This window comes from Xanthomonas sp. LMG 8993, assembly GCF_009835065.2.
Taxonomy (GTDB): Bacteria; Pseudomonadota; Gammaproteobacteria; order Xanthomonadales; family Xanthomonadaceae; genus Xanthomonas; species Xanthomonas arboricola.
Genome location: NZ_QVIF02000001.1, coordinates 518,223 through 538,123, shown reverse-complemented (window position 1 = coordinate 538,123; position 19,901 = coordinate 518,223). Strand labels below are relative to the sequence as shown.

16 protein-coding genes are annotated in these 19,901 nt (G+C 67.0%); all 16 read left to right on the top strand.

The annotated features are described in order from the left end of the window. Position 1: 1 nt before the first annotated feature. The 16 genes from purB to DYQ94_RS02175 all read left to right on the top strand — a co-directional run bounded on the left by purB (position 2) and on the right by DYQ94_RS02175 (position 19,857). Complete coding sequence (gene purB, locus DYQ94_RS02250) at positions 2-1,369, top strand: adenylosuccinate lyase (protein WP_126965571.1); 1,368 nt, start codon at positions 2-4, stop codon at positions 1,367-1,369. A 58-nt stretch (positions 1,370-1,427) separates the two neighbouring features. Further along, positions 1,428-2,054 carry a DUF3060 domain-containing protein gene (locus DYQ94_RS02245; protein ID WP_126965570.1) on the top strand — a complete coding sequence of 209 codons (627 nt, stop codon included), beginning with the start codon at positions 1,428-1,430 and terminating at the stop codon, positions 2,052-2,054. 192 nt (positions 2,055-2,246) lie between these two features. After that, on the top strand, positions 2,247-3,737 hold the full coding sequence (locus DYQ94_RS02240; protein ID WP_160955096.1) for a ribosomal protein uL16 3-hydroxylase: 1,491 nt from the start codon (positions 2,247-2,249) through the stop codon (positions 3,735-3,737). Continuing rightward, positions 3,734-4,663, top strand: a complete 930-nt coding sequence (locus DYQ94_RS02235; protein WP_126965568.1) for a GNAT family N-acetyltransferase — start codon at positions 3,734-3,736, stop codon at positions 4,661-4,663. Before DYQ94_RS02240 ends, DYQ94_RS02235 begins: the two co-directional genes overlap by 4 nt. Positions 4,664-4,843: 180 nt before the next feature. Continuing rightward, a complete protein-coding gene (locus DYQ94_RS02230) occupies positions 4,844-7,672 on the top strand; it encodes a 2-oxoglutarate dehydrogenase E1 component (protein ID WP_065032436.1) in 2,829 nt (942 codons plus the stop codon). 42 nt (positions 7,673-7,714) lie between these two features. Then, entirely contained in the window at positions 7,715-8,929 is a 1,215-nt protein-coding gene (gene sucB, locus DYQ94_RS02225) for a dihydrolipoyllysine-residue succinyltransferase (RefSeq protein ID WP_065048889.1), read from the top strand. A gap of 111 nt (positions 8,930-9,040) precedes the next feature. Next, positions 9,041-10,483 (top strand): dihydrolipoyl dehydrogenase, encoded by a 1,443-nt coding sequence (gene lpdA / locus DYQ94_RS02220; protein ID WP_126965567.1) that lies wholly within the window; start codon positions 9,041-9,043, stop codon positions 10,481-10,483. Between the two features lie 216 nt (positions 10,484-10,699). Beyond that, positions 10,700-11,293: an LOG family protein gene (locus DYQ94_RS02215; protein ID WP_016901548.1), complete on the top strand. Its 594-nt coding sequence runs from the start codon at positions 10,700-10,702 to the stop codon at positions 11,291-11,293. Between the two features lie 373 nt (positions 11,294-11,666). After that, positions 11,667-12,269 carry an IMPACT family protein gene (locus DYQ94_RS02210; protein ID WP_160955097.1) on the top strand — a complete coding sequence of 201 codons (603 nt, stop codon included), beginning with the start codon at positions 11,667-11,669 and terminating at the stop codon, positions 12,267-12,269. After that, positions 12,266-14,035, top strand: coding sequence for an ABC transporter transmembrane domain-containing protein (locus tag DYQ94_RS02205; protein WP_160955094.1), 1,770 nt, complete (start codon positions 12,266-12,268; stop codon positions 14,033-14,035). The genes DYQ94_RS02210 and DYQ94_RS02205 overlap by 4 nt, the downstream gene beginning before the upstream one ends. Before the next feature lie 101 nt (positions 14,036-14,136). Then, positions 14,137-15,036, top strand: a complete 900-nt coding sequence (locus tag DYQ94_RS02200; RefSeq protein ID WP_126965565.1) for a hydrogen peroxide-inducible genes activator — start codon at positions 14,137-14,139, stop codon at positions 15,034-15,036. Positions 15,037-15,124: 88 nt separating this feature from the next. After that, a complete protein-coding gene (locus tag DYQ94_RS02195; protein WP_104543065.1) occupies positions 15,125-16,813 on the top strand; it encodes an ATP-binding cassette domain-containing protein in 1,689 nt (562 codons plus the stop codon). Further along, positions 16,797-17,882: an HlyD family secretion protein gene (locus DYQ94_RS02190; RefSeq protein WP_024939322.1), complete on the top strand. Its 1,086-nt coding sequence runs from the start codon at positions 16,797-16,799 to the stop codon at positions 17,880-17,882. Before DYQ94_RS02195 ends, DYQ94_RS02190 begins: the two co-directional genes overlap by 17 nt. Next, a complete protein-coding gene (locus DYQ94_RS02185) occupies positions 17,879-19,282 on the top strand; it encodes a TolC family protein (RefSeq protein WP_104608027.1) in 1,404 nt (467 codons plus the stop codon). The genes DYQ94_RS02190 and DYQ94_RS02185 overlap by 4 nt, the downstream gene beginning before the upstream one ends. 152 nt (positions 19,283-19,434) lie before the next feature. Next, on the top strand, positions 19,435-19,647 hold the full coding sequence (locus tag DYQ94_RS02180) for a hypothetical protein (protein ID WP_024939320.1): 213 nt from the start codon (positions 19,435-19,437) through the stop codon (positions 19,645-19,647). 18 nt (positions 19,648-19,665) lie between these two features. After that, positions 19,666-19,857, top strand: a complete 192-nt coding sequence (locus DYQ94_RS02175) for a hypothetical protein (protein WP_160954873.1) — start codon at positions 19,666-19,668, stop codon at positions 19,855-19,857. Positions 19,858-19,901 lie beyond the last annotated feature (44 nt).

Genomic DNA, 19,901 nt, shown 5'->3' with positions numbered 1-19,901 from the left:
CATGTCGGATTCCGCCCTGCTCGCCCTGTCCCCGCTCGACGGCCGCTACGCTTCCAAAGTGGATGCGCTGCGCCCGATCTTCTCCGAATACGGCCTGATCAGGGCGCGGGTCAAGGTCGAGATCGAATGGCTGCTGGCGCTGGCCGCCGAGCCGGGCATCGCCGAGCTGGCGCCGTTCTCGGCCGCCGCCACCCAGACCCTGCGCCGCCTGGCCGACGACTTCAGCGTCGGCGATGCCGCGCGGGTCAAGCAGATCGAGCGCACCACCAACCACGACGTCAAGGCGGTGGAATACTTCATCAAGGAACAGCTCAAGGACGATGCCGAGCTGGGCCCGGCGCTGGAATTCGTGCATTTCGCCTGCACCAGCGAGGACATCAACAACCTCAGCTATGGCCTGATGCTGGAACAGGCGCGCCGCGAGGTGCTGCTGCCCACGCTGGACGGCATCACCGCCAGCCTGCGCACCCTTGCCCATGCCCAGGCCGGCCAGCCGATGCTGTCGCGCACGCATGGCCAGACCGCCTCGCCCACCACGCTGGGCAAGGAAATCGCCAATGTGGTCGCGCGCCTGGAGCGGCAGCGCAAGCAGATCGCCGCGGTCGAACTGACCGGCAAGATCAACGGCGCGGTCGGCAACTACAACGCGCACCTGGTGTCGTACCCGGAGCTGGACTGGGCCGGATTTGCGCAGCGCTTCGTCGAGAGCCTGGGCCTGGTGTTCAACCCCTACACCACCCAGATCGAGCCGCACGACAATGTGGCCGAAATCGGCGACGCCAGCCGCCGCGTCAACACCATCCTGATCGACCTGTCGCGCGACATCTGGGGCTACATCTCGCTGGGCTACTTCAAGCAGAAGCTCAAGGAGGGCGAAGTCGGCTCCTCGACCATGCCGCACAAGGTCAACCCGATCGACTTCGAAAATGCCGAAGGCAATTTCGGCATCGCCAATGCGCTGTTCGAACATTTTTCCGCCAAGCTGCCGATCAGCCGCTGGCAGCGCGACCTCACCGACTCCACCGTGCTGCGCGCGCTCGGCACCGCGTTCGGCCATACCCAGGTCGCGCTGGATTCGCTGGCCAAGGGCCTGGGCAAGCTGACCGTCAATCCGCAGCGCCTGGATGCCGATCTGGATGCGGCCTGGGAAGTACTGGCCGAAGCCGTGCAGACGGTGATGCGTCGCCACGGCCTGCCCAACCCCTACGAACAGCTCAAGGCGCTGACCCGCGGCCAGGGCATCACTGCCGCGTCCATGCAGGCCTTTGTCGAGAGCCTGCAGTTGCCGGAGCAGGACAAGCAGCGGCTGCGGGCGCTGACACCGGGTGCCTACACCGGGCTGGCCGAACAGCTGGCGCGCGCGATCTAAGCAGCGGTATCCATCCACCGGTATCACGCCCTTGTATCCAGCTGTCAGGAGTATTGCCATGGCATTGCGCGCGCTGCTGTCTGTCTCCCTGCTTGCGTCGGTGGCCTGCGGATTGCTGGCCTGCGGGAAGCAGGCCGCTCCCGACTCGCAGCCCGACCCTGCCGCGCCGCACGCGCCGGCCGGCGTGGCGGCCGCACCGGTTCCGCCGGTTCCGTCAGTTCCGTCAGTTCCGAGCATGGACGGCGCCACCCAGGTCGCCAGCAATGGCGAGCGGCCGACACTGATGGTCACCTCGACCAGCGGCACGGTCAGCTGCGACGGCCATAATGTCGATCTGACCGGCCAGAGCGCCAATCTGGTCCTCAAGGGTGACTGCGGCACGATCGCGGTGCTGGGCCAGCATGCGATCGTGCAGATCGAGCGCGCCGAGGCAGTGCGCATGGTCGGCAACGATGCCCAGGTCACCCTCGCCGGCGATGCCAGCACCATCGAACTGTTCAGCCGCACCTCCACGCTCAAGGCCGGCCGCATCGGCACGCTGCTGGTGCCGGGCGACGACAACCAGGTACAGGCGCAGGCGATCGCCTCCGCCACGCTGCACGGCCGCGGCAACCGCATCACCCAGCAATCCGGCACTGCGATGGTCAACGACTACGGCAGCAACAACCAGATCTCCACCCGCTGATCTGCTGACACCGAGACACCCAGCTGCATCCCCGGCCCTGCATGGCCCGGACGCGCACCGCAACCTCACCGCGACACCCGCATGCAAGGCAGCGCATGGCGGGCTGGGCGACAATAAGCCACCTCGCCGGCCGCACCGCGCCGGCCCTCCAGTCGGACCCGTGACACCATGAAAAAGACCCCCGCAAAAAAGATCGCCGCCAGGAAAGGCGCGCCACTGGCCTTCGAGATCCATGCCACCCGCGACCAGCCGCTGGGCATGCCGGTCGAGCGCTTCCTGCGCAACTACTGGCACAAGCACCCGCTGCTGATCCGCAACGCGTTTGCGGACTTCCAGTCCCCGCTGCAGCCCGAAGACCTGGCCGGCCTGGCCTGCGAAGACGGCGTGCTGGCACGCCTGATCAGCCACGACCGCGCCACCGACGACTGGAACGTGCGCACCGGCCCGTTCCAGGAAACCGACTTCCCCGGCCTGCCCGACCATGACTGGACCCTGCTGGTGCAGGACGTGGACAAGTGGGACGCCGACGTCCGCGCGCTGCTGGAACAGTTCCGCTTCCTGCCGCGCTGGCGCATCGACGACATCATGATCAGCTTCGCCGCCACCGGCGGCTCGGTCGGCGCACACGTCGACCATTACGACGTGTTCCTGCTGCAGGGCCAGGGCCACCGCCGCTGGCAGATCGACGCGCGTGCGCAGCAGGGCCGCAAGGCCGCGCCGCTGGCGTTCCGCGACGATGTCGAGCTCAAGCTGCTGCGCGACTTCAAGCCCACCCACGACTGGGTGCTGGGCCCGGGCGACATGCTGTACCTGCCGCCACTGGTGCCGCACCACGGCGTGGCCGAAGACGCCTGCCTGACCTTCTCCATCGGCACCCGCGCGCCGTCCTCGGCCGAGCTGATCGGCGACTACCTGGACACCTTGATCGCCGATGCCGACGAGGCCGTGCGCTATCACGACGAAGACCTCAAGGTGCCGGCCGATCCGTACGAGATCGACGTCACCGCGATGAACCGCGTGGTCGAAGCGCTCAACGCGCTGCGCATGAACGACCCGGATCGCCTGGGCGACTGGTTCGGCCGCTTCATGACCACCTACCGCGCCTCCGGCGACGTGATGCCGGCACCCGAACCGATTCCCCGCGAGGCCGTCGAGCAGGCGCTGGAAGAAGGCGTGCTGCTGCACCGTCACCCCTGGTCGCGGCTGGCCTGGCGGCGCGCCAAGCGTGGCGCCACCCTGTTCTGCAGCGGCCTGGAATTCGCGCTGTCGGCCAAGGATGCCGCACGCCTGGCCGCAGCCGAAGAGATCGACGGCACGCTGTATGCGCAGCTGTCCAACCGTGGCCGCGAGGTGGTGCTGGAGCTGCTGGCGCAGGGCCATTACCAGCGCGCCCACGAGGACCCGGAGGACGACATCGAGGACATCGACGACGACCAGGGCCACGTCCTGAGCCTGTCGGGCGACCACGACGATGCCGACGCCGGGGCCGACACGCCGGACGCGGACGATGACATCGACGCCGAGGCCGACGTCGAGCAGGTCGCCGATGCCGCTGACGGCCCGGCCCAGGCTGAGGAGGCCGAACAAGGCGAGGATGCCGACCAGGACGACGACAGCGGGCTGGCCGACGACGACGCGGCATCGGACGCTGGCGACGACGACGGGTCCGACCAGCGCGCATGAGTTCCCAGGCCGGGCTGCAGATCGTTTCGCTGGAGGCGGCGTCCGACGCCGCAGCCCTACGTGCGCTGCGCCTGGCCTGCGGCACCGGCAGCACCGAGGACAGCGCTGCCGACTGGGACGCCCTGGACCCGCTCAGCCTGCACCTGGCGCTGCGCAGCGAGGACGGCCAGTTGATCGGCTCGGTGCGGCTGACGGCGGATCGGCGCATCGACCGGCTCGGCGTGCTGCCGGGCTGGCGCCGCCGCGGCCTGGCCGACCGGTTGCTCGCAGCCGCCGTCGCCAGCGCGCAACAACGCGGCTGGCCCGGCCTGCAAACCCGTGTGAACACAGACGCCGAGGCCGTGTTCGCACGCCTGGGCTTCCTGCCGGACACCTCTTCCGACCGGCACCCCGCTAGCGCGGCAACGGCGGACGATCGTCCGGGCAGGCCGCTGCACCGCCGTCTCGACGGCCCGATGGCGGTGGACGACCTGCGCGCGGCCCTGGCCGCCACCACCGGCCTGCTGTACGCCGCACGCCGCCAGGTGCTGATCTATACGCGGGCACTGGATCCACCGCTGTTCGACAACCCCGCAGTGCTCGATGCGCTGCGCCGCTTTGCCACCGCCCGCCACGACAAGCGCGTGCAGGTGCTGGTGCAGGACACCGCCGTCGCGGGCGCCAACAGCAGCGCGATGCTGCGGCTGGCCCAGCGCCTGCCCAGCGTGTTCCGCTTCCGTGCGGTCAGCGATCCGGTCGATGCCAGCTATGCGTCGGCCTATGTGGTGGGCGATGACGCCTACTACTTTCGTCCAACAGGCCATCGCTTCGACGATGGCGAAACCTGGCTGTCGGGCGCGGCGCGCAGCCGCCAGCTGGAGCGCGAATTCGCGCAGATATGGGAGCGCAGCGCGCTTTGGAACGAACCGCGCGCACTCGGCATCTGAGACCGCAGCGCCCTTCGCACGTAGGCGCCAGGCGCTTGCACCTACCCGTCCGGTCAGCTGGCAGACGCCCCCTCACTAGCGCAAGGGGGTATAATTTTTCGAGATTTGAGACCGACCGACAGGGCATCTCGCCCCGCCGCTTCCGCACAATCATCCCCACAGCAGACCCGACTTACCATCGTGGATAATCTCCTAAAGCAGTTCGCACAGTCATCGCAGCTCGCCGGCGGCAACGCCGCCTATATCGAGGATCTGTACGAGCAGTACCTCGTCGCCCCGGACAGTGTTGACCCGAAGTGGAAGAGCTATTTCGATGGCTTCAAGGGTCGCGATGCCGGTGATGTGCCGCACTCGGCAGCCATTGCCCACATCCTCACCGCCTCCAAGCAGGCTGCCAACGCGGGCACCGGCGCAGCGGCCAGTGACGAGCGCGAGCGCAACGTCGGCCGCCTGATCACCGCCTACCGTGCACGTGGCCACCTCGGCGCGCAGCTCGATCCGCTCGGCCTGACCCCGCCGGTCAACCCGCCCGACCTGGACCTGCCGTTCCACAGCCTGTCGCAGGCGGATCTGGACAGCGAGTTCAGCACCGGCGGCGTCGGCGGCCAGCCGCGCATGAAGCTGAAGGACCTGCTGGCCCGCCTGAAGGCGACCTACGCCAGCACCATCGGCGCAGAGTTCATGCACATCCAGGAATTCGACCAGCGCCAGTGGATCTACAAGCGCCTGGAAGATGCCGGCGGCAAGATCGCCGGCGACGCGGCCAGCCGCAAGCGCACGCTGGAGCGGCTCACAGCCGCCGAAGGCCTGGAGCGCTACCTGCACACCAAGTACGTCGGCCAGAAGCGCTTCTCGCTGGAAGGCGGCGACGCGCTGATCCCGATGATGGACGAGATCATTCGCCAGTCCGGCAACGATCAGGTCAAGGACATCGTGATCGGCATGGCCCACCGCGGCCGCCTCAACGTGCTGGTCAATACGCTGGGCAAGAACCCGCGCAAGCTGTTCGACGAGTTCGAAGGCAAGTTCGAGCACGCCCACGACGACCGCGCCCACACCGGCGACGTCAAGTACCACATGGGCTTCTCGGCCGACATCGCGGTCGGTGGCGACAAGCAGGTGCATCTGGCGCTGGCCTTCAACCCCTCGCACCTGGAAATCGTCGACCCGGTCGTGGTCGGCAGCGTGCGTTCGCGTCAGGAACGCTTCGGCGATGCCGAGCGCAAGAGCGTGCTGCCGATCCTGATCCACGGCGATGCCGCATTCGCCGGCCAGGGCGTGGTGATGGAACTGTTCCAGATGTCGCAGGCGCGCGGTTTCGCCGTCGGTGGCACCGTGCACATCGTGGTCAACAACCAGATCGGCTTCACCACCAGCGCCCGCGACGACGCCCGTTCCACGCTGTACTGCACCGACGTGGCCAAGATGATCGGCGCGCCGGTCTTCCACGTGAACGGCGACGACCCGGATGCGGTGATGTTCGTGTCCAAGCTGGCCTACGAATTCCGCCAGCAGTTCAAGAAGGACGTGGTCATCGACCTGGTCTGCTACCGCCGTTGGGGCCATAACGAGGCCGACGAACCGGCAGCGACCCAGCCGGTGATGTACCAGACCATCCGCAAGCACAAGACCACCCGCGAGCTGTACGCCGCCAAGCTGGAAAGCGACGGCGTGCTGAGCGCCGACGAGGCCAAGGCTCTGGTCGACGGTTACCGCAACAAGCTCGATTCGGGCGAATACACCACCGAACTGGCGACGCGCAAGCCGGACGAATTCGCCATCGACTGGTCCAAGTATCTGGTCGGCACCGCTGCCGATCCGGTCGACACCCGCGTCAAGCGCGAGCAGCTGGACCGTCTGGCCAAGCTGATCACCACGATTCCGGAAGGCGTCGAGCTGCATGCGCGCGTCGGCAAGATCTACGACGACCGCGTCAAGATGGCGGCCGGCGAGCAGGCCGGCGACTGGGGCTTTGCCGAAAACCTGGCCTATGCCACCTTGCTGGCCGAAGGCCACAAGCTGCGCCTGGTCGGCCAGGACGCCGGTCGCGGCACGTTCTTCCACCGTCACGCGATCCTGCATGACCAGAAGACCGACAGCTATCACCTGCCGCTGCGCCAGCTGGTGCAGAACCCCGAAGACGCCACCATCATCGACTCGCTGCTCAGCGAAGAAGCGGTGATGGGCTTCGAATACGGTTACTCCACCACCGACCCGAATGCGCTGTGCATCTGGGAAGCGCAGTTCGGCGACTTCGCCAACGGCGCGCAGGTGGTGATCGACCAGTTCATCGCCGCTGGCGAAGCCAAGTGGGGCCGCATCGCGGGCCTGTCGCTGTTCCTGCCGCACGGCTATGAAGGCCAGGGCCCGGAGCACAGCTCCGCGCGTCTGGAGCGCTTCCTGCAGTTGTGCGCGCTGGAGAACATGCTGGTCTGCGTGCCGACCACGCCGGCGCAGTGCTTTCACATGATCCGCCGCCAGATGCGCATGACCACCCGCAAGCCGCTGGTGGTGATGACGCCCAAGTCGTTGCTGCGCCACAAGCTGGCGGTATCGAGCCTGGAAGAACTGGCCGAGGGCGAGTTCCAGCATCTGATTCCCGACGCCAAGGCCGATGCCGGCAAGGTCAAGCGCGTGGTGCTGTGCTCGGGCAAGGTCTATTACGACCTGCTCGAAGACCAGACCAAGCGTGGCCAGGACGACGTCGCCATCCTGCGCGTGGAGCAGCTGTATCCGTTCCCGCGTGCGCAGCTGGCCGCCGAGCTCAAGGCCTATGCCAACGCCACCGACGTGGTGTGGTGTCAGGAAGAACCGCAGAACCAGGGTGCGTGGTATCAGATCCGCCACCACCTGAACTTCTGCCTGGCCAGCGGCCAGAGCCTGCATTACGCCGGCCGTGCCCGTTCGCCCTCGCCTGCCGCCGGCCATATGGCCGACCACATCGTCGAACAGCAGAAGCTGGTCGCCGATGCGCTCCTCAATCCGTTCAACGACCAAGTCGCTGAATAACTCACCTTCCCCAAAGAACGAAAACCCTAGGACGCTCCCCGAATGGCCACCGAAGTCAAAGTTCCGGTACTGCCCGAATCCGTTTCCGACGCCACCATCGCCAGCTGGCACAAGAAGGCCGGTGAAGCGGTCAAGCGCGACGAGAATCTGGTCGACCTGGAAACCGACAAGGTCGTGTTGGAAGTTCCTTCGCCGGTCGACGGCGTGCTGAAGGAAATCAAGTTCGAAGCCGGCAGCACCGTCACCAGCAACCAGATCCTGGCGATCATCGAAGAAGGCGCCGTGGCTGCGGCCGCACCGGCCGACGAGAAGAAGGCCGAGGCACCGGCGCCGGCCGCTGCTGCCCCGGCCGCCGCGCCGGCCCCGGCTGCTGCCGCTGCGCCTGCCGCTGCATCCAAGTCCGCTGCCGATGCGCTGCCGCCGGGTGCGCGTTTTTCCGCGATCACCCAGGGCGTGGATCCGGCGCAGGTCGAAGGCACCGGCCGTCGTGGCGCGGTGACCAAGGAAGACATCGTCAACTTCGCCAAGGCTGGCGGCGTGGGCAAGGCGTCCGGCGCCCGTCCGGAAGAGCGCGTGCCGATGACCCGCGTGCGCAAGACCATCGCCAAGCGCCTGATGGAGTCCAAGAACTCCACCGCGATGCTGACCACCTTCAACGAGGTCAACCTGGCCAAGGTCTCGGCCGCACGCAAGGAGCTGCAAGACGAGTTCCAGAAGGCGCACGGCATCAAGCTCGGTTTCATGAGCTTCTTCGTCAAGGCCGCCGCCAACGCGCTGCAGCGCTTCCCGCTGGTCAATGCCTCGATCGACGGCGACGACATCATTTATCACGGCTACAGCGACATCTCCATCGCCGTGTCCACCGACAAGGGCCTGGTCACGCCGGTGCTGCGTAACGTCGAGCGCCAGTCGTTTGCCGACGTCGAACAGGGCATTGCCGACTACGCCGCCAAGGCCCGCGCCGGCAAGCTGGGCCTGGACGATCTGCAGGGTGGCACCTTCACCATCACCAACGGCGGCACCTTCGGCTCGCTGCTGTCGACCCCGATCATCAACCCGCCGCAGAGCGCCATCCTGGGCATGCATGCGATCAAGGAACGCCCGATCGCCGAGAACGGCCAGGTCGTGATCGCCCCGATGATGTATCTGGCGCTGTCCTACGACCACCGCATCATCGACGGCAAGGACTCGGTGCAGTTCCTGGTCGACATCAAGAATCAGCTAGAAAACCCGGGCCGGATGTTGTTCGGTCTGTGATGAAAGCCGGGATTGGGGATTCGGGATTGGGGATTGGCGAGAGCCGCCCTTTCCCAAGCATCCCGCTTTTACGAATCCCCAATCCCCAATTCCCAATCTCGTGAGCGAAGAATGAGCGAACAAGAACAATTCGACGTCGTCGTCATCGGTGCCGGTCCGGCCGGTTATCACGCTGCGATTCGCGCGGCCCAGCTGGGCATGAAGGTCGCCTGCATCGACGCGGCTATCGGTAAGGATGGCAAGCCGGCGCTGGGCGGTACCTGCCTGCGCGTGGGCTGCATTCCGTCCAAGGCACTGCTGGATTCCTCGCGCCAGTTCTGGAACATGGGCCACCTGTTCGGCGACCACGGCATCAGCTTCAACGACGCCAAGATGGACGTGCCCACCATGATCGGCCGCAAGGACAAGATCGTGAAGCAGTTCACCGGCGGCATCGCGATGCTGTTCAAGGCGAACAAGATCACCCCGTACTACGGCTTCGGCCAGCTGCTGCCGGGCAACATCGTCAAGGTCGCACAGCACGAAGGCGGCGAGATCGAACTCAAGGGCACCAACGTGATCCTTGCGGCCGGCTCGGAATCGATCGAGCTGCCGTTCGCCAAGTTCGACGGCGACACCATCGTCGACAACGTCGGCGGCCTGGACTTCACCTCCGTGCCCAAGCGCCTGGCCGTGATCGGCGCCGGCGTGATCGGCCTGGAACTGGGCAGCGTGTGGAAGCGCCTGGGCGCCGAGGTCACCATCCTCGAAGCGCTGCCGGATTTCCTGGCGCTGGCCGATGCCGAAGTGGCCAAGACCGCGCTGAAGGAATTCAAGAAGCAGGGCCTGGACATCAAGCTCGGCGCCAAGGTCAGCAAGACCGAGATCACCGGCAGCGGCGATGCCAAGCAGGTGGTGCTCAGCTACACCGACAGCGCCGGCGAGCAGACCCTGACCGTGGACAAGCTGCTGGTGGCCGTGGGCCGCAAGGCCGCCACCAAGAACCTGCTGGCTGACGGCACCGGCGTCAAGGTGACCGACCGCGGCCAGATCGAGGTCGATGGCCATTGCCATACCGGCGTCGACGGCGTGTGGGCCATCGGCGACTGCGTGCGCGGCCCGATGCTGGCGCACAAGGGCTTCGAGGAAGGCATCGCGGTCGCCGAGCTGATCGCCGGCCTGCCCGGCCACGTCAACTTCGACACCATTCCGTGGGTCATCTACACCGAGCCGGAGATTGCCTGGGTCGGCAAGACCGAGCAGCAGTTGAAGGCCGAAGGCGTCGCCTACAAGGCCGGCAGCTTCCCGTTCGCGGCGATCGGCCGTGCCGTGGCCATGGGCGAGCCGGCCGGCTTCGTCAAGGTCATCGCCGATGCCGAAACCGACCGCGTGCTGGGCATGCACCTGGTCGGTGTGGGCGTCTCCGAGCTGGTCCACGAAGGCGTGCTGACGATGGAGTTCAACGGCTCGGCCGACGACCTGGCACGCATCTGCCACGCCCACCCGACGCTGTCCGAAGCGATCCACGATGCCGCGATGGCAGTGAGCAAGCGCGCGATTCATAAGGCCAACTGACCGGGATTGGTGGATTCGGGATTGGGGATTCGCAACTGCGGCTCTCCGTCCCGGCCCTCTCCGGCAATGACATGGCGCCGGGTGAAAACCCGGCGTTATGTTTTTCAAGCCAGGCAATAACTCAAACAATTCAGCGCGCCCCCTGCCGATGGCATCACCTGCAATCAGCAGCGCTGCCTCGCTTTTACCAATCCCCAATCCCAACTCCCGAATCCCATGAAAAGCATCTGCGTCTACTGCGGTTCCAATGCCGGCAACAAACCCGCCTACGCCGAGCGCGCCACTGCGCTGGGCCAGCGCATCGCCGAGCAGGGCCTGCGGCTGGTGTATGGCGGCGGCAATGTCGGGCTGATGGGCACCGTGGCCAATGCGGTGCTGGCGGCTGGTGGCGAGGTGACCGGGGTCATTCCGCAGCAGCTGGCCGATTGGGAAGTGGCGCACCGTGGGCTGACCACGCTGGAAATCGTTGGCTCCATGCATGAGCGCAAGATGCGCATGTTCGAGCTGTCCGATGCCTTCGTCGCCCTGCCCGGCGGCTTCGGCACCATGGAAGAGATCTTCGAGATGCTGACCTGGCGCCAGCTCGGCATCGGCAACAAGCCCTGCGCGTTCCTGGATATCGAAGGGTTTTACGCACCGCTGATCGGCATGATCGATCGCATGGTGGAAGAGCGCTTCCTGCATCCGGACCAGCGCAGCGACCTGTGGTACGGCGCCGATATCGAACAGATGCTGGAGTGGATGCAGCACTACACGCCGGCGCAGGCCTCCAAGTGGATCGACGAGAAGCGCCGCTCCACGCTGGTGTGATGCGGGGCGACGCCCGCTCCCTGTCCCATCGCCTGCCAGGCCCGGCGTCAGGCACGCGCCTCAGTAGGCACGCAGCGGCGCTGTAGTCATACGTCAGCTGCGTGGAAGTAGCCACGCACCGGGCCATGTCCCACTTATGCGGCCATCGCTCCGGCGCGATGCCGCACCCGGCGGCGCTGCCGTGTCAGGCACCGCGTCACGTTGTTCACCAAGTCGACAGAGCAACGACAGCGCCCTGACGCAACTGCCCGGGAGCTCGCGCGCTCATTGCACATCCGTCCAGACGCAACGCGCTGCCCAACCCCTGCCGATCTGCAAGCTTGCAACGGCAGTCACGATGGCTGCAGCGTCCGGCACGAGCGGCTCGCATAGAATGGCGATGATGCTCGATACCCTCGCCGCTGACGCGCACCACAGCCTGGACATCAAGCACAGTCGCTTTCTGGCCAATGCTGCGGCACTGGACTCTCCCGCGCAGGCGCTGGAGATCGTGCAGCGCGTCTCCGTTGCCGATGCCACCCACAACTGCTGGGCCTACCGATTCGGGCAGGACTACCGTTCCAGCGACGATGGCGAGCCCAGCGGCACCGCCGGGCGGCCAATTCTCGCGGCCATCGATGGCCAGGGCTACGACCGCGTGGTGGTGGTGGTCACACGCTGGTATGGCGGCATCAAGCTCGGTGCCGGTGGGCTGGTGCGTGCCTACGGCGGCGCTGCGGCCGAATGCCTGCGACTGGCGGCGCGACAGCCGTTGATTGCGTTGTCGCTGCTCGACCTGCAATGCCGGTTCGACGACCTGGGCCTGGTGCATGCTGCCTTGAGCGCCTTCCACGCCGACAAGCTGGACGAGCACTTCGACGCGCAGGGCGCGGCACTACGCGTGCAACTGCCGGCCGATCAGCTGGCCGGCTTGAAAACGCGCCTGTGCGACGCCACTCGCAACCGTGTCCATCTCTCATCACCGGAAGCCGCATGAACCAGCCAGCCGCCGCCAGGCCCAACCCGTTGCGGAAGCTTGGCAGCCTGCGCACCTTGTGGCCGTTCGTGCAGCGCCAGCGTGGCCTGTTCGCCGCCTGGCTGATCGCACTGGCCATTTCCTCGGCCGCCACATTGAGCCTGCCGGCGGCGGTCAAGCAGATGATCGACCATGGTTTCTCCGGCGGCTCGCAGATCAACCACGCCTTCGCGCTGTTGTTAGCGGTGGCGGCGGTACTGGCAGTGGCAACGGCCGCGCGCTTCTATTTCGTCGAGCTGCTAGGCGAAAAAGTGGTGGCCGACCTACGCGGCCGCCTGTATGCGCATCTGATCGGGCTGGACGCCGGCTTCCATGATCGCAGCCGCAGTGGCGAGCTGGTGTCGCGCCTGTCGGCCGACAGCGAGCTGCTGCGCGGGATGATCGGCACCACCATGTCGGTGGCATTGCGCAGCTTGGTCACGGTGATCGGCAGCATGGCGATGTTGTTCGTCACCAGCCCGCGGCTAGCCGGCTTCACCCTGATCGGCATTCCGCTGGCGGTGATGCCGATCGTGCTGGGCGCACGCCGCCTGCAGAAGATCTCGCGCGCCAGCCAGGACCGCGTTGCCGATGCCAACACGCTGGCGGCCGAAACGCTGGGCGCGGTGCGCACCGTGCAGGCGCATGCGCGCGAGCGCTACGAGAGCCAGCGTTTCAGCCAGGCCCTGTTCGCCGCGATCGATACCGCACGGCTGCGCATCCGCACCCAGGCCACTGTGACGGCGGTGGCGATCATGCTGATCTTCGGCGCCATCGTCGGTGTGCTGTGGCTGGGCGCGCACGATGTCATCGCCGGACGCATGACCCCCGGCACGCTGGGACAGTTCGTGTTGTACGCGCTGATCGGCGGCGGCTCGGTCGGTGCCTTGGCCGAGGTCTGGAACGAGTTGCAGCGCGCGGCCGGCGGCATGGGCCGGGTCGGCGAACTGCTCGACGAGCGGCCGGCGATCGTCGCGCCGGCCACGCCGCAACCCTTGCCACAGCCGCTGCGCGGCGCGATCCATTTCGATCAGGTGGTGTTCCATTATCCGCAGCGCCCCGATGCGCCGGCGCTGGATGGCTTCGACCTGCATGTCCATCCGGGCGAAACCGTGGCGCTGGTCGGGCCCTCCGGCGCCGGCAAGAGCACGGTGCTGGCGATGTTGCTGCGCTTCCACGACCCGGTCAGCGGCAGGCTGCGTATCGACGAGGTGGACCTGCGCGATACCGACCCGGTACTGCTGCGCGAACGCATCGCCCTGGTGCCGCAGCAACCCACGCTGTTTGCCGCCAGCGCCGCCGACAACATCCGCTATGGGCGCCTGGATGCCAGCGATGCGGAGGTGCAAGCCGCCGCCGCGGCCGCCGAGGCCGACAGTTTCATCCGCGCGCTGCCGCAGGGCTACGCCAGCGAACTCGGCGAACGTGGCACGCGCCTGTCCGGCGGCCAGCAGCAACGGGTGGCGATCGCGCGCGCCTTGCTCAAGGACGCGCCGATCCTGCTGCTGGACGAGGCCACCAGCGCGCTGGATGCGCAGAGCGAACGCGCCGTGCAGCAGGCGCTGGACCGGCTGATGGAAGGCCGCACCACGCTGGTCATCGCCCATCGCCTGGCCACCGTGCTCAAGGCCGACCGCATCGTGGTGATGGATGCCGGCCGCATCGTCGCGCAGGGCACGCACGCGCAGTTGATCGCCGAAGGCGGCCTGTACGCGGAGCTGGCGCGGCTGCAGTTCATCGATCAATGACGCCTGGGTGACACCGGCGTGTGCTGTCATGCCAGCGTGTCCGCGGCAGCGGCCCGGGCCGATCCTGCGCCCCCACGCGCCCCCACCTGACGACGTCACGCATGCCCCGCCCCCGAACCACCATTCGCCAACTCAGTTATTTCGTCGCGCTCGCCGACACCGGCAGCTTCACCCGCGCCGCCGAGCAGATGGGCGTGTCGCAACCCTCGCTGTCGCAGCAGATCCGTGCGCTGGAAACCATCGTCGGCGCCGCGCTGTTCGAACGTGGCGTGCCGGCCATCCTGACGCCGTTGGGGCGCGACCTGCTCGAGCGCGCGCGCAGCATCCTGCTGGACGTCGCCGATCTGGAAGAGGTGCGCGCCACCTCGGCCGACACCTTGATCGGCACCATCCGGCTCGGCGTATCGCCCACGCTGGGCGCCTACCTGATGCCGAGCCTGGTGGCGCGCCTGCACCGCGAACATCCGGCACTACGCGTACACGTGCGCGAAGGCCTGCCGACCGCGCTCGCCAGCGGCCTGACCAGCGGCGTGCACGACCTGATCCTGGCGCAATTGCCGGTGGCCGGGCGCGGCCTGCACAGCGAGCGGCTGTTCCGCGAACCGCTGCACGTGACCATGGCCGCCGATCATCCCTTGCGGGCCAAGACCTGCATCACGCCGGCCGATCTGCGCGGCGCCAACCTGCTCACCTTGATGCCAGAGTACCGCCTGGCCGAACAGGTGGCGGCGATCGCCATGGACGTCGGTGCCAATGTGCTGCGCGATTACGAAGGCACCAGCCTGGATGCGATCCGCCAGATGGCCGGGATGGGCATGGGTCTTGCACTGCTGCCAGAACTGTATGTGCGCCAGGAAATCCGCGAGGGCGACGATGTCGTGGTCCGGCCGATCAAAGGCGGACGCTACTATAGGGAGATAGGGCTGTTGTGGCGGCAGGGCGCAGGACGCGCGCCGGCCTTCGGCCTGATCGCCGATCTTCTGCGTGCGGTGGCCGCATAGGAAAATCCTATGCCTCGAATAAGTGCTGCGGCCTTGTTCGCCAGCTGCAACTCGTCAATGCTTCATTGAACTCATCAACGGAAATCGAATGGCGGGCAAGCAGATCGGATGGCGGGAAGCGGGAGCCTGGCTGGCGGAAATCGTCGGGCCGGACATGCCCTATGTGCGCCTGGCCATGGTGTACGGAGTCGCGATCAGCCTGCTGTCGCTGGCCACGCCGATCTCGGTGCAGTTGCTGATCAACAGCGTGGCCAATACCGCGCTGGCGGCGCCGCTGTGGACCCTGTCGAGCCTGTTGCTGGGCCTGTTGCTGCTGGTCGCCGGCCTGAGCGCGATGCGGGTGTGGATCATGGCGCTGTTCGAGCGCCGGCTGTTCGCACGCGTGGTGTCGGAAATCACCGTGCGCGCGGTGCATGCGCAGAATCCGTTCTTCGCCGACCAGAACCGCGGCGACATGTTCAACCGCTACTTCGATCTGGTGGTGGTGCAGAAAGCGGTGCCGAGCCTGGCCATCGGCGCCTTCACCATCGTGCTGCAATCGGCGGTCGGGCTGATACTCACCAGCTTCTACCACCCGTTCTTCCTGGGCTTCAATGCCTTGCTGCTGCTGGTCATCTTCGGCATCTGGATGATCTGGTCGCGCGGGTCGATCCGCACCGCGGTCGACCTGAGCCATGCCAAGCACGAGGCCGCGCGCTGGCTGGAAAGTGTCGGCGGCTCCAACGGCTTCTATAAATCCAGCCGCCACCTCAACTTCGCGATGGACCGCTCCGAGTCCGTCACCGCCGCCTATGTCGACCGGCATCGGCGCCACTTCCGTTACAGCTTCACCCAGACGGTGGCGTTCCTGCTGGTCTACGCGATCGCCAGCGCGGCGCTGCTGGCGCTGGGCGGCAACCTGATCCTGCGGGGCGAGCTGTCGATCGGCCAGCTGGTGGCAGCCGAGCTGATCCTCAGCGCGGTCTTTTACGGCATCTCGCAACTCGGTGCGTACCTGGACGCGTTCTACGACCTGGTGGCCAGCTCCGAGGAACTGTCGCTGCTGTTCGCCATCCCGCAGGAACGCGCGGTCGTGGCACCCGGCAAGACGCCCGGCAACAGCGCGGTGCGCCTGGACGGGGTGGTGATCGACGGCGCGCGTTTCGATTTTTCGCTGGCTGCCGGCGAGCAGTTGGTGACGATCGCCGATGGCGGCGCGGAGCGGCTGCTGGCGATGATCCTCAAGCGCCACGTGGTCCCCGATCGCGGGCTGGTCATGGTGGGCGGTGCGGACCTGGCCACCTTCGACATGTATCTGCTGCGCTCGGAAGTGACGGTGCTCGACCGGCCGACCATTGTCGAGGTCACCATCCGCGAATATCTGGCGCTGGCGTCGGCCGATGTGAACTCCGAAGCGATGCTGGAGGCGATCGATGCGGTGGGCTTGCGCACCCGTATCGCCGCGCTGCCGCAGGGCCTGGACACGCGGCTGGCCGCCTCCGGCTACCCGCTGTGGATCGGTGAAGTGATGGCCTTGAAGCTGGCCAATGCGCTGCTGGTGCGCCCGCGCGTGCTGATGCTGTCGCAGCTGTACGACCTGATTCCCGCCGACCGCCTGGCCGGCGTGCTGCGACGCCTGAAGGCGGCCGGCACCACGGTGCTGCTGTGCACCGGGCGGCCGGAAGACATCACCCTGGATGGCTGGTTCCACCTGCAGCCCGAGCGACAGCAGCGCTTTGCCACCCGCACCGAACTGGTCGCCTCCACGCAGGAGGCAAACGATGCAGCACGCTACTGATCGCAACGCGCACTTCCCCACCCTGGCGGCGATGCGCCCACCGAGCATTGCCAAGGCGCTGGCCTGGATGCTGCTGATCGGCATTGTCATTGCCAGCGCGATCCTGGCGCTGGCGCCGTGGGTGCAGACCGCCAGCGGCAAGGGCCAGGTGGTGGCGCTGGATCCGGGCGACCGCCAGCAGCAGGTCACCGCCTTCGTGCCCGGCCGGGTCGAGCGCTGGTATGTGCACGACGGCCAGCATGTCTCGCGCGGCGATCCGATCGCGCGTGTCGGCGACCTGGACCCGGATCTGCTCGCCCGCCTGGCCAGCGAGCGGGCCCAGGTGCAGGCGGAAATCACCGCGATCCAGCAATCGCGCGCGGTTGCCAGCATCGATGTGGCACGCAGCAGGCAATTGCTCGCCGAGGGGCTGGCCGGCCGCCGCGACTTCGAGCTGACCCAGATCAAGGTCGCTGAGGCCGATGCCAAGCTGGCCGAATCGCGCGCCAAGCTGACCCGCATCGACATCCAGTTGAACCGCCAGTCGGCGCAGTTGGTGCGCGCACCGCGCGATGGCCGCGTGCAGCAGCTCAACGCCGCCAGCGGTAGTGCGATGGTCTCGCCCGGCACGGTGCTGGCGGTGATCGCGCCGGAGCGGGTGGAGCGCGCGGTCGAGCTATATATCGACGGCCGCGACGTGCCGCTGATCCGCCCCGGCCGCCCGGTGCGGCTGGAGTTCGAAGGCTGGCCGGCGATCCAGTTCAGCGGCTGGCCGTCGGTGGCGCACGGCATGTTCGATGGCCGCGTGCGCGCCATCGACCCCAATGCCGCGCCCGACGGCCTGTTCCGCATCCTGGTCGAACCGCAGCCGGGCAAGCCGGCCTGGCCGGCGCAGGAATTCGCCCGCCAGGGCGGCAAGGTGCGCGGCTGGGTGCAGGGCGAAACGGTGAAGGTGGGCTACGAACTGTGGCGCCAGCTCAACAATTTCCCGCTGGAGTTTGGCCGCCGTCCGGCAGCGACGACGACGCAGGATGAGGGCAAGGCCAAGGCGGCGCCCAAGGCCGAAGACGACGAGACCGGCAAGAAATGATCCGCCGTCTTGTCGCCTTGCTGATCGCGCTCGTACCGGGCATGGTCGCCGCCCAGACCACCCCGCTGATGCTGGACGAAGTGCTGCGCTCCTCTGCACGCTCTTCCCCGCAGATCGTCGAAGCGCTGGCCAAGGTCCGCCAGGCCGAAGGCAAGGGCATCTCGGCCGATGGTGCGTTCGATACCGTGTTTGATCTCGACGGCCGTTCGCGCGAGGCCGGCTACTACGACGGCAGCACGATCGAAAGCACCGTCAAGCGTCCCTTCGATGACAACGGCGGCTACTACTACGGCGGTTACCGCTCCTCGCGCGGCGCGTTCCCGGTCTACGAAGACAAGTCCTACACCGACCGCGGCGGCGAAGTGAAAGTCGGCGCGCTGTATGCGTTGCTGCGCGACCGCGTGGTCGACGAACGCCGCACCCGCCGCAGCGTTGCCGGTGGCGATATCGATGTCGCCCAGTACGAAGCGCAAATGGTCGCCATCGGTGTGCAACGCCGCGCGGTGGATGCCTACCAGAGCTGGGTCGCGGCCGGCCTGAAGCTGCGCGCGTACAACGACCTGCTGCAGCTGGCCGAGCAGCGCCGCAATGCGATTTCCCGGCAGGTGACGCTGGGCGCGCGGCCCACCATCCTGCTGACCGAGAACGACCAGAACCTGGTCCGCCGGCGTGCCCTGGTGGTGCGCTCGGAGCAGGACTTCGCCAACGCCGCCAATGCCTTGTCGCTGTACCTGCGCGACGATGCCGGCATGCCGTTGATCGTCTCCACCGAGCGCCTGCCGGCCGATACATCGGCGCTGGAAGGTCTGGCCGGTGCCAGCAGGATCACCGCGCCGGTGGAGCGCCCCGATTACCGTGCGGTGCTGACCCGGATCGACCAGGCCACCGCGCGGCTGATGCTGGCGCAGAACGATCTCAAACCACGCCTGGATGTCAGCTTCGAGGTCAGCAAGGACCTGGGGGCGCCGGGTGTGGGTGGCCCGAACCGCTCGCCGACCGATGCGATCATCGGCTTCCGCTTCAGCGTGCCGCTGGAAAACCGCACCGCCAAGGGCAAGGTCGCCGAAGCACGCGCCGAGATCGAGGCGCTGGATCAGCGCAGCCGCTACCTGCGCGACCAGATCACGGTGGAGGTCGAGTCGATCGTCATTTCGCTCACCGCTGCCGAGCGGCTGGCCAAGATCGCCGACGAAGAACGCAGCCTGGCCGACCGCCTGGCCGTGGCCGAGCGCCGACGCTTCGAACTGGGGTCGGGCGATTTCTTCCTGGTCAATCAGCGCGAAGAAACCGCCAACGATGCCCGCGTGCGCCTGATCGATGCGCAGGCGCGCATTGCCTCGGCGCGTGCCGAGCTGGCAGCGGCAACGGCCGACCGGGACGCGTTGCAGCTGAGCCGTTGAGCAGGCTTCTGGCCGGCTCGCCAAACGGTGCCGCAGTGCGCAATGACGCCCGGGTAACACCTGCCTGCGCATGCTCGCCTGCACCGGCCCGGCGCCGGGCGTGCGGTCCCTGGCGGCTCGCACTGCGACCCTGAAATCCTTCGGAGGTGCGTATGTCTTTCCGGCAATTTCCCGCAATCGGTGCAGATGGCGAGTCCTACGTCATCATCGAATTCCGCGACGAGCTCGAATCCCGCAACGGGCAGCAAGGCCGCATGCAAGCGCATACGGCGCCACGCTACGAACTGCCCGATGGCCGCCGCCTGCAACGGCAGGGCCAGCGCTTCATCACCGATGGTGGCGAGCTGCGCCTGTCGACGCCCTGAAATAGCACTGGTCATTTTTTGACCAACCCGTCCGTAGCCGTTGCAGCGCAAAGGCTGCGCACAGTTATCCACATGCTTGTGCAGGTTTCATCCACACCCTATGTGGATGAAACCGGTGCGCGTTATTTGGCATTGCGCCGAGCGACAATCACCCTCGCCCTCGATGCATCGCATGCGGTATCGCTCGGCCAGCACATGATCGGCGCCTGACATCTGCACCCTGCTGCGGCCATCGACAGTGGGCAAGCCCACGG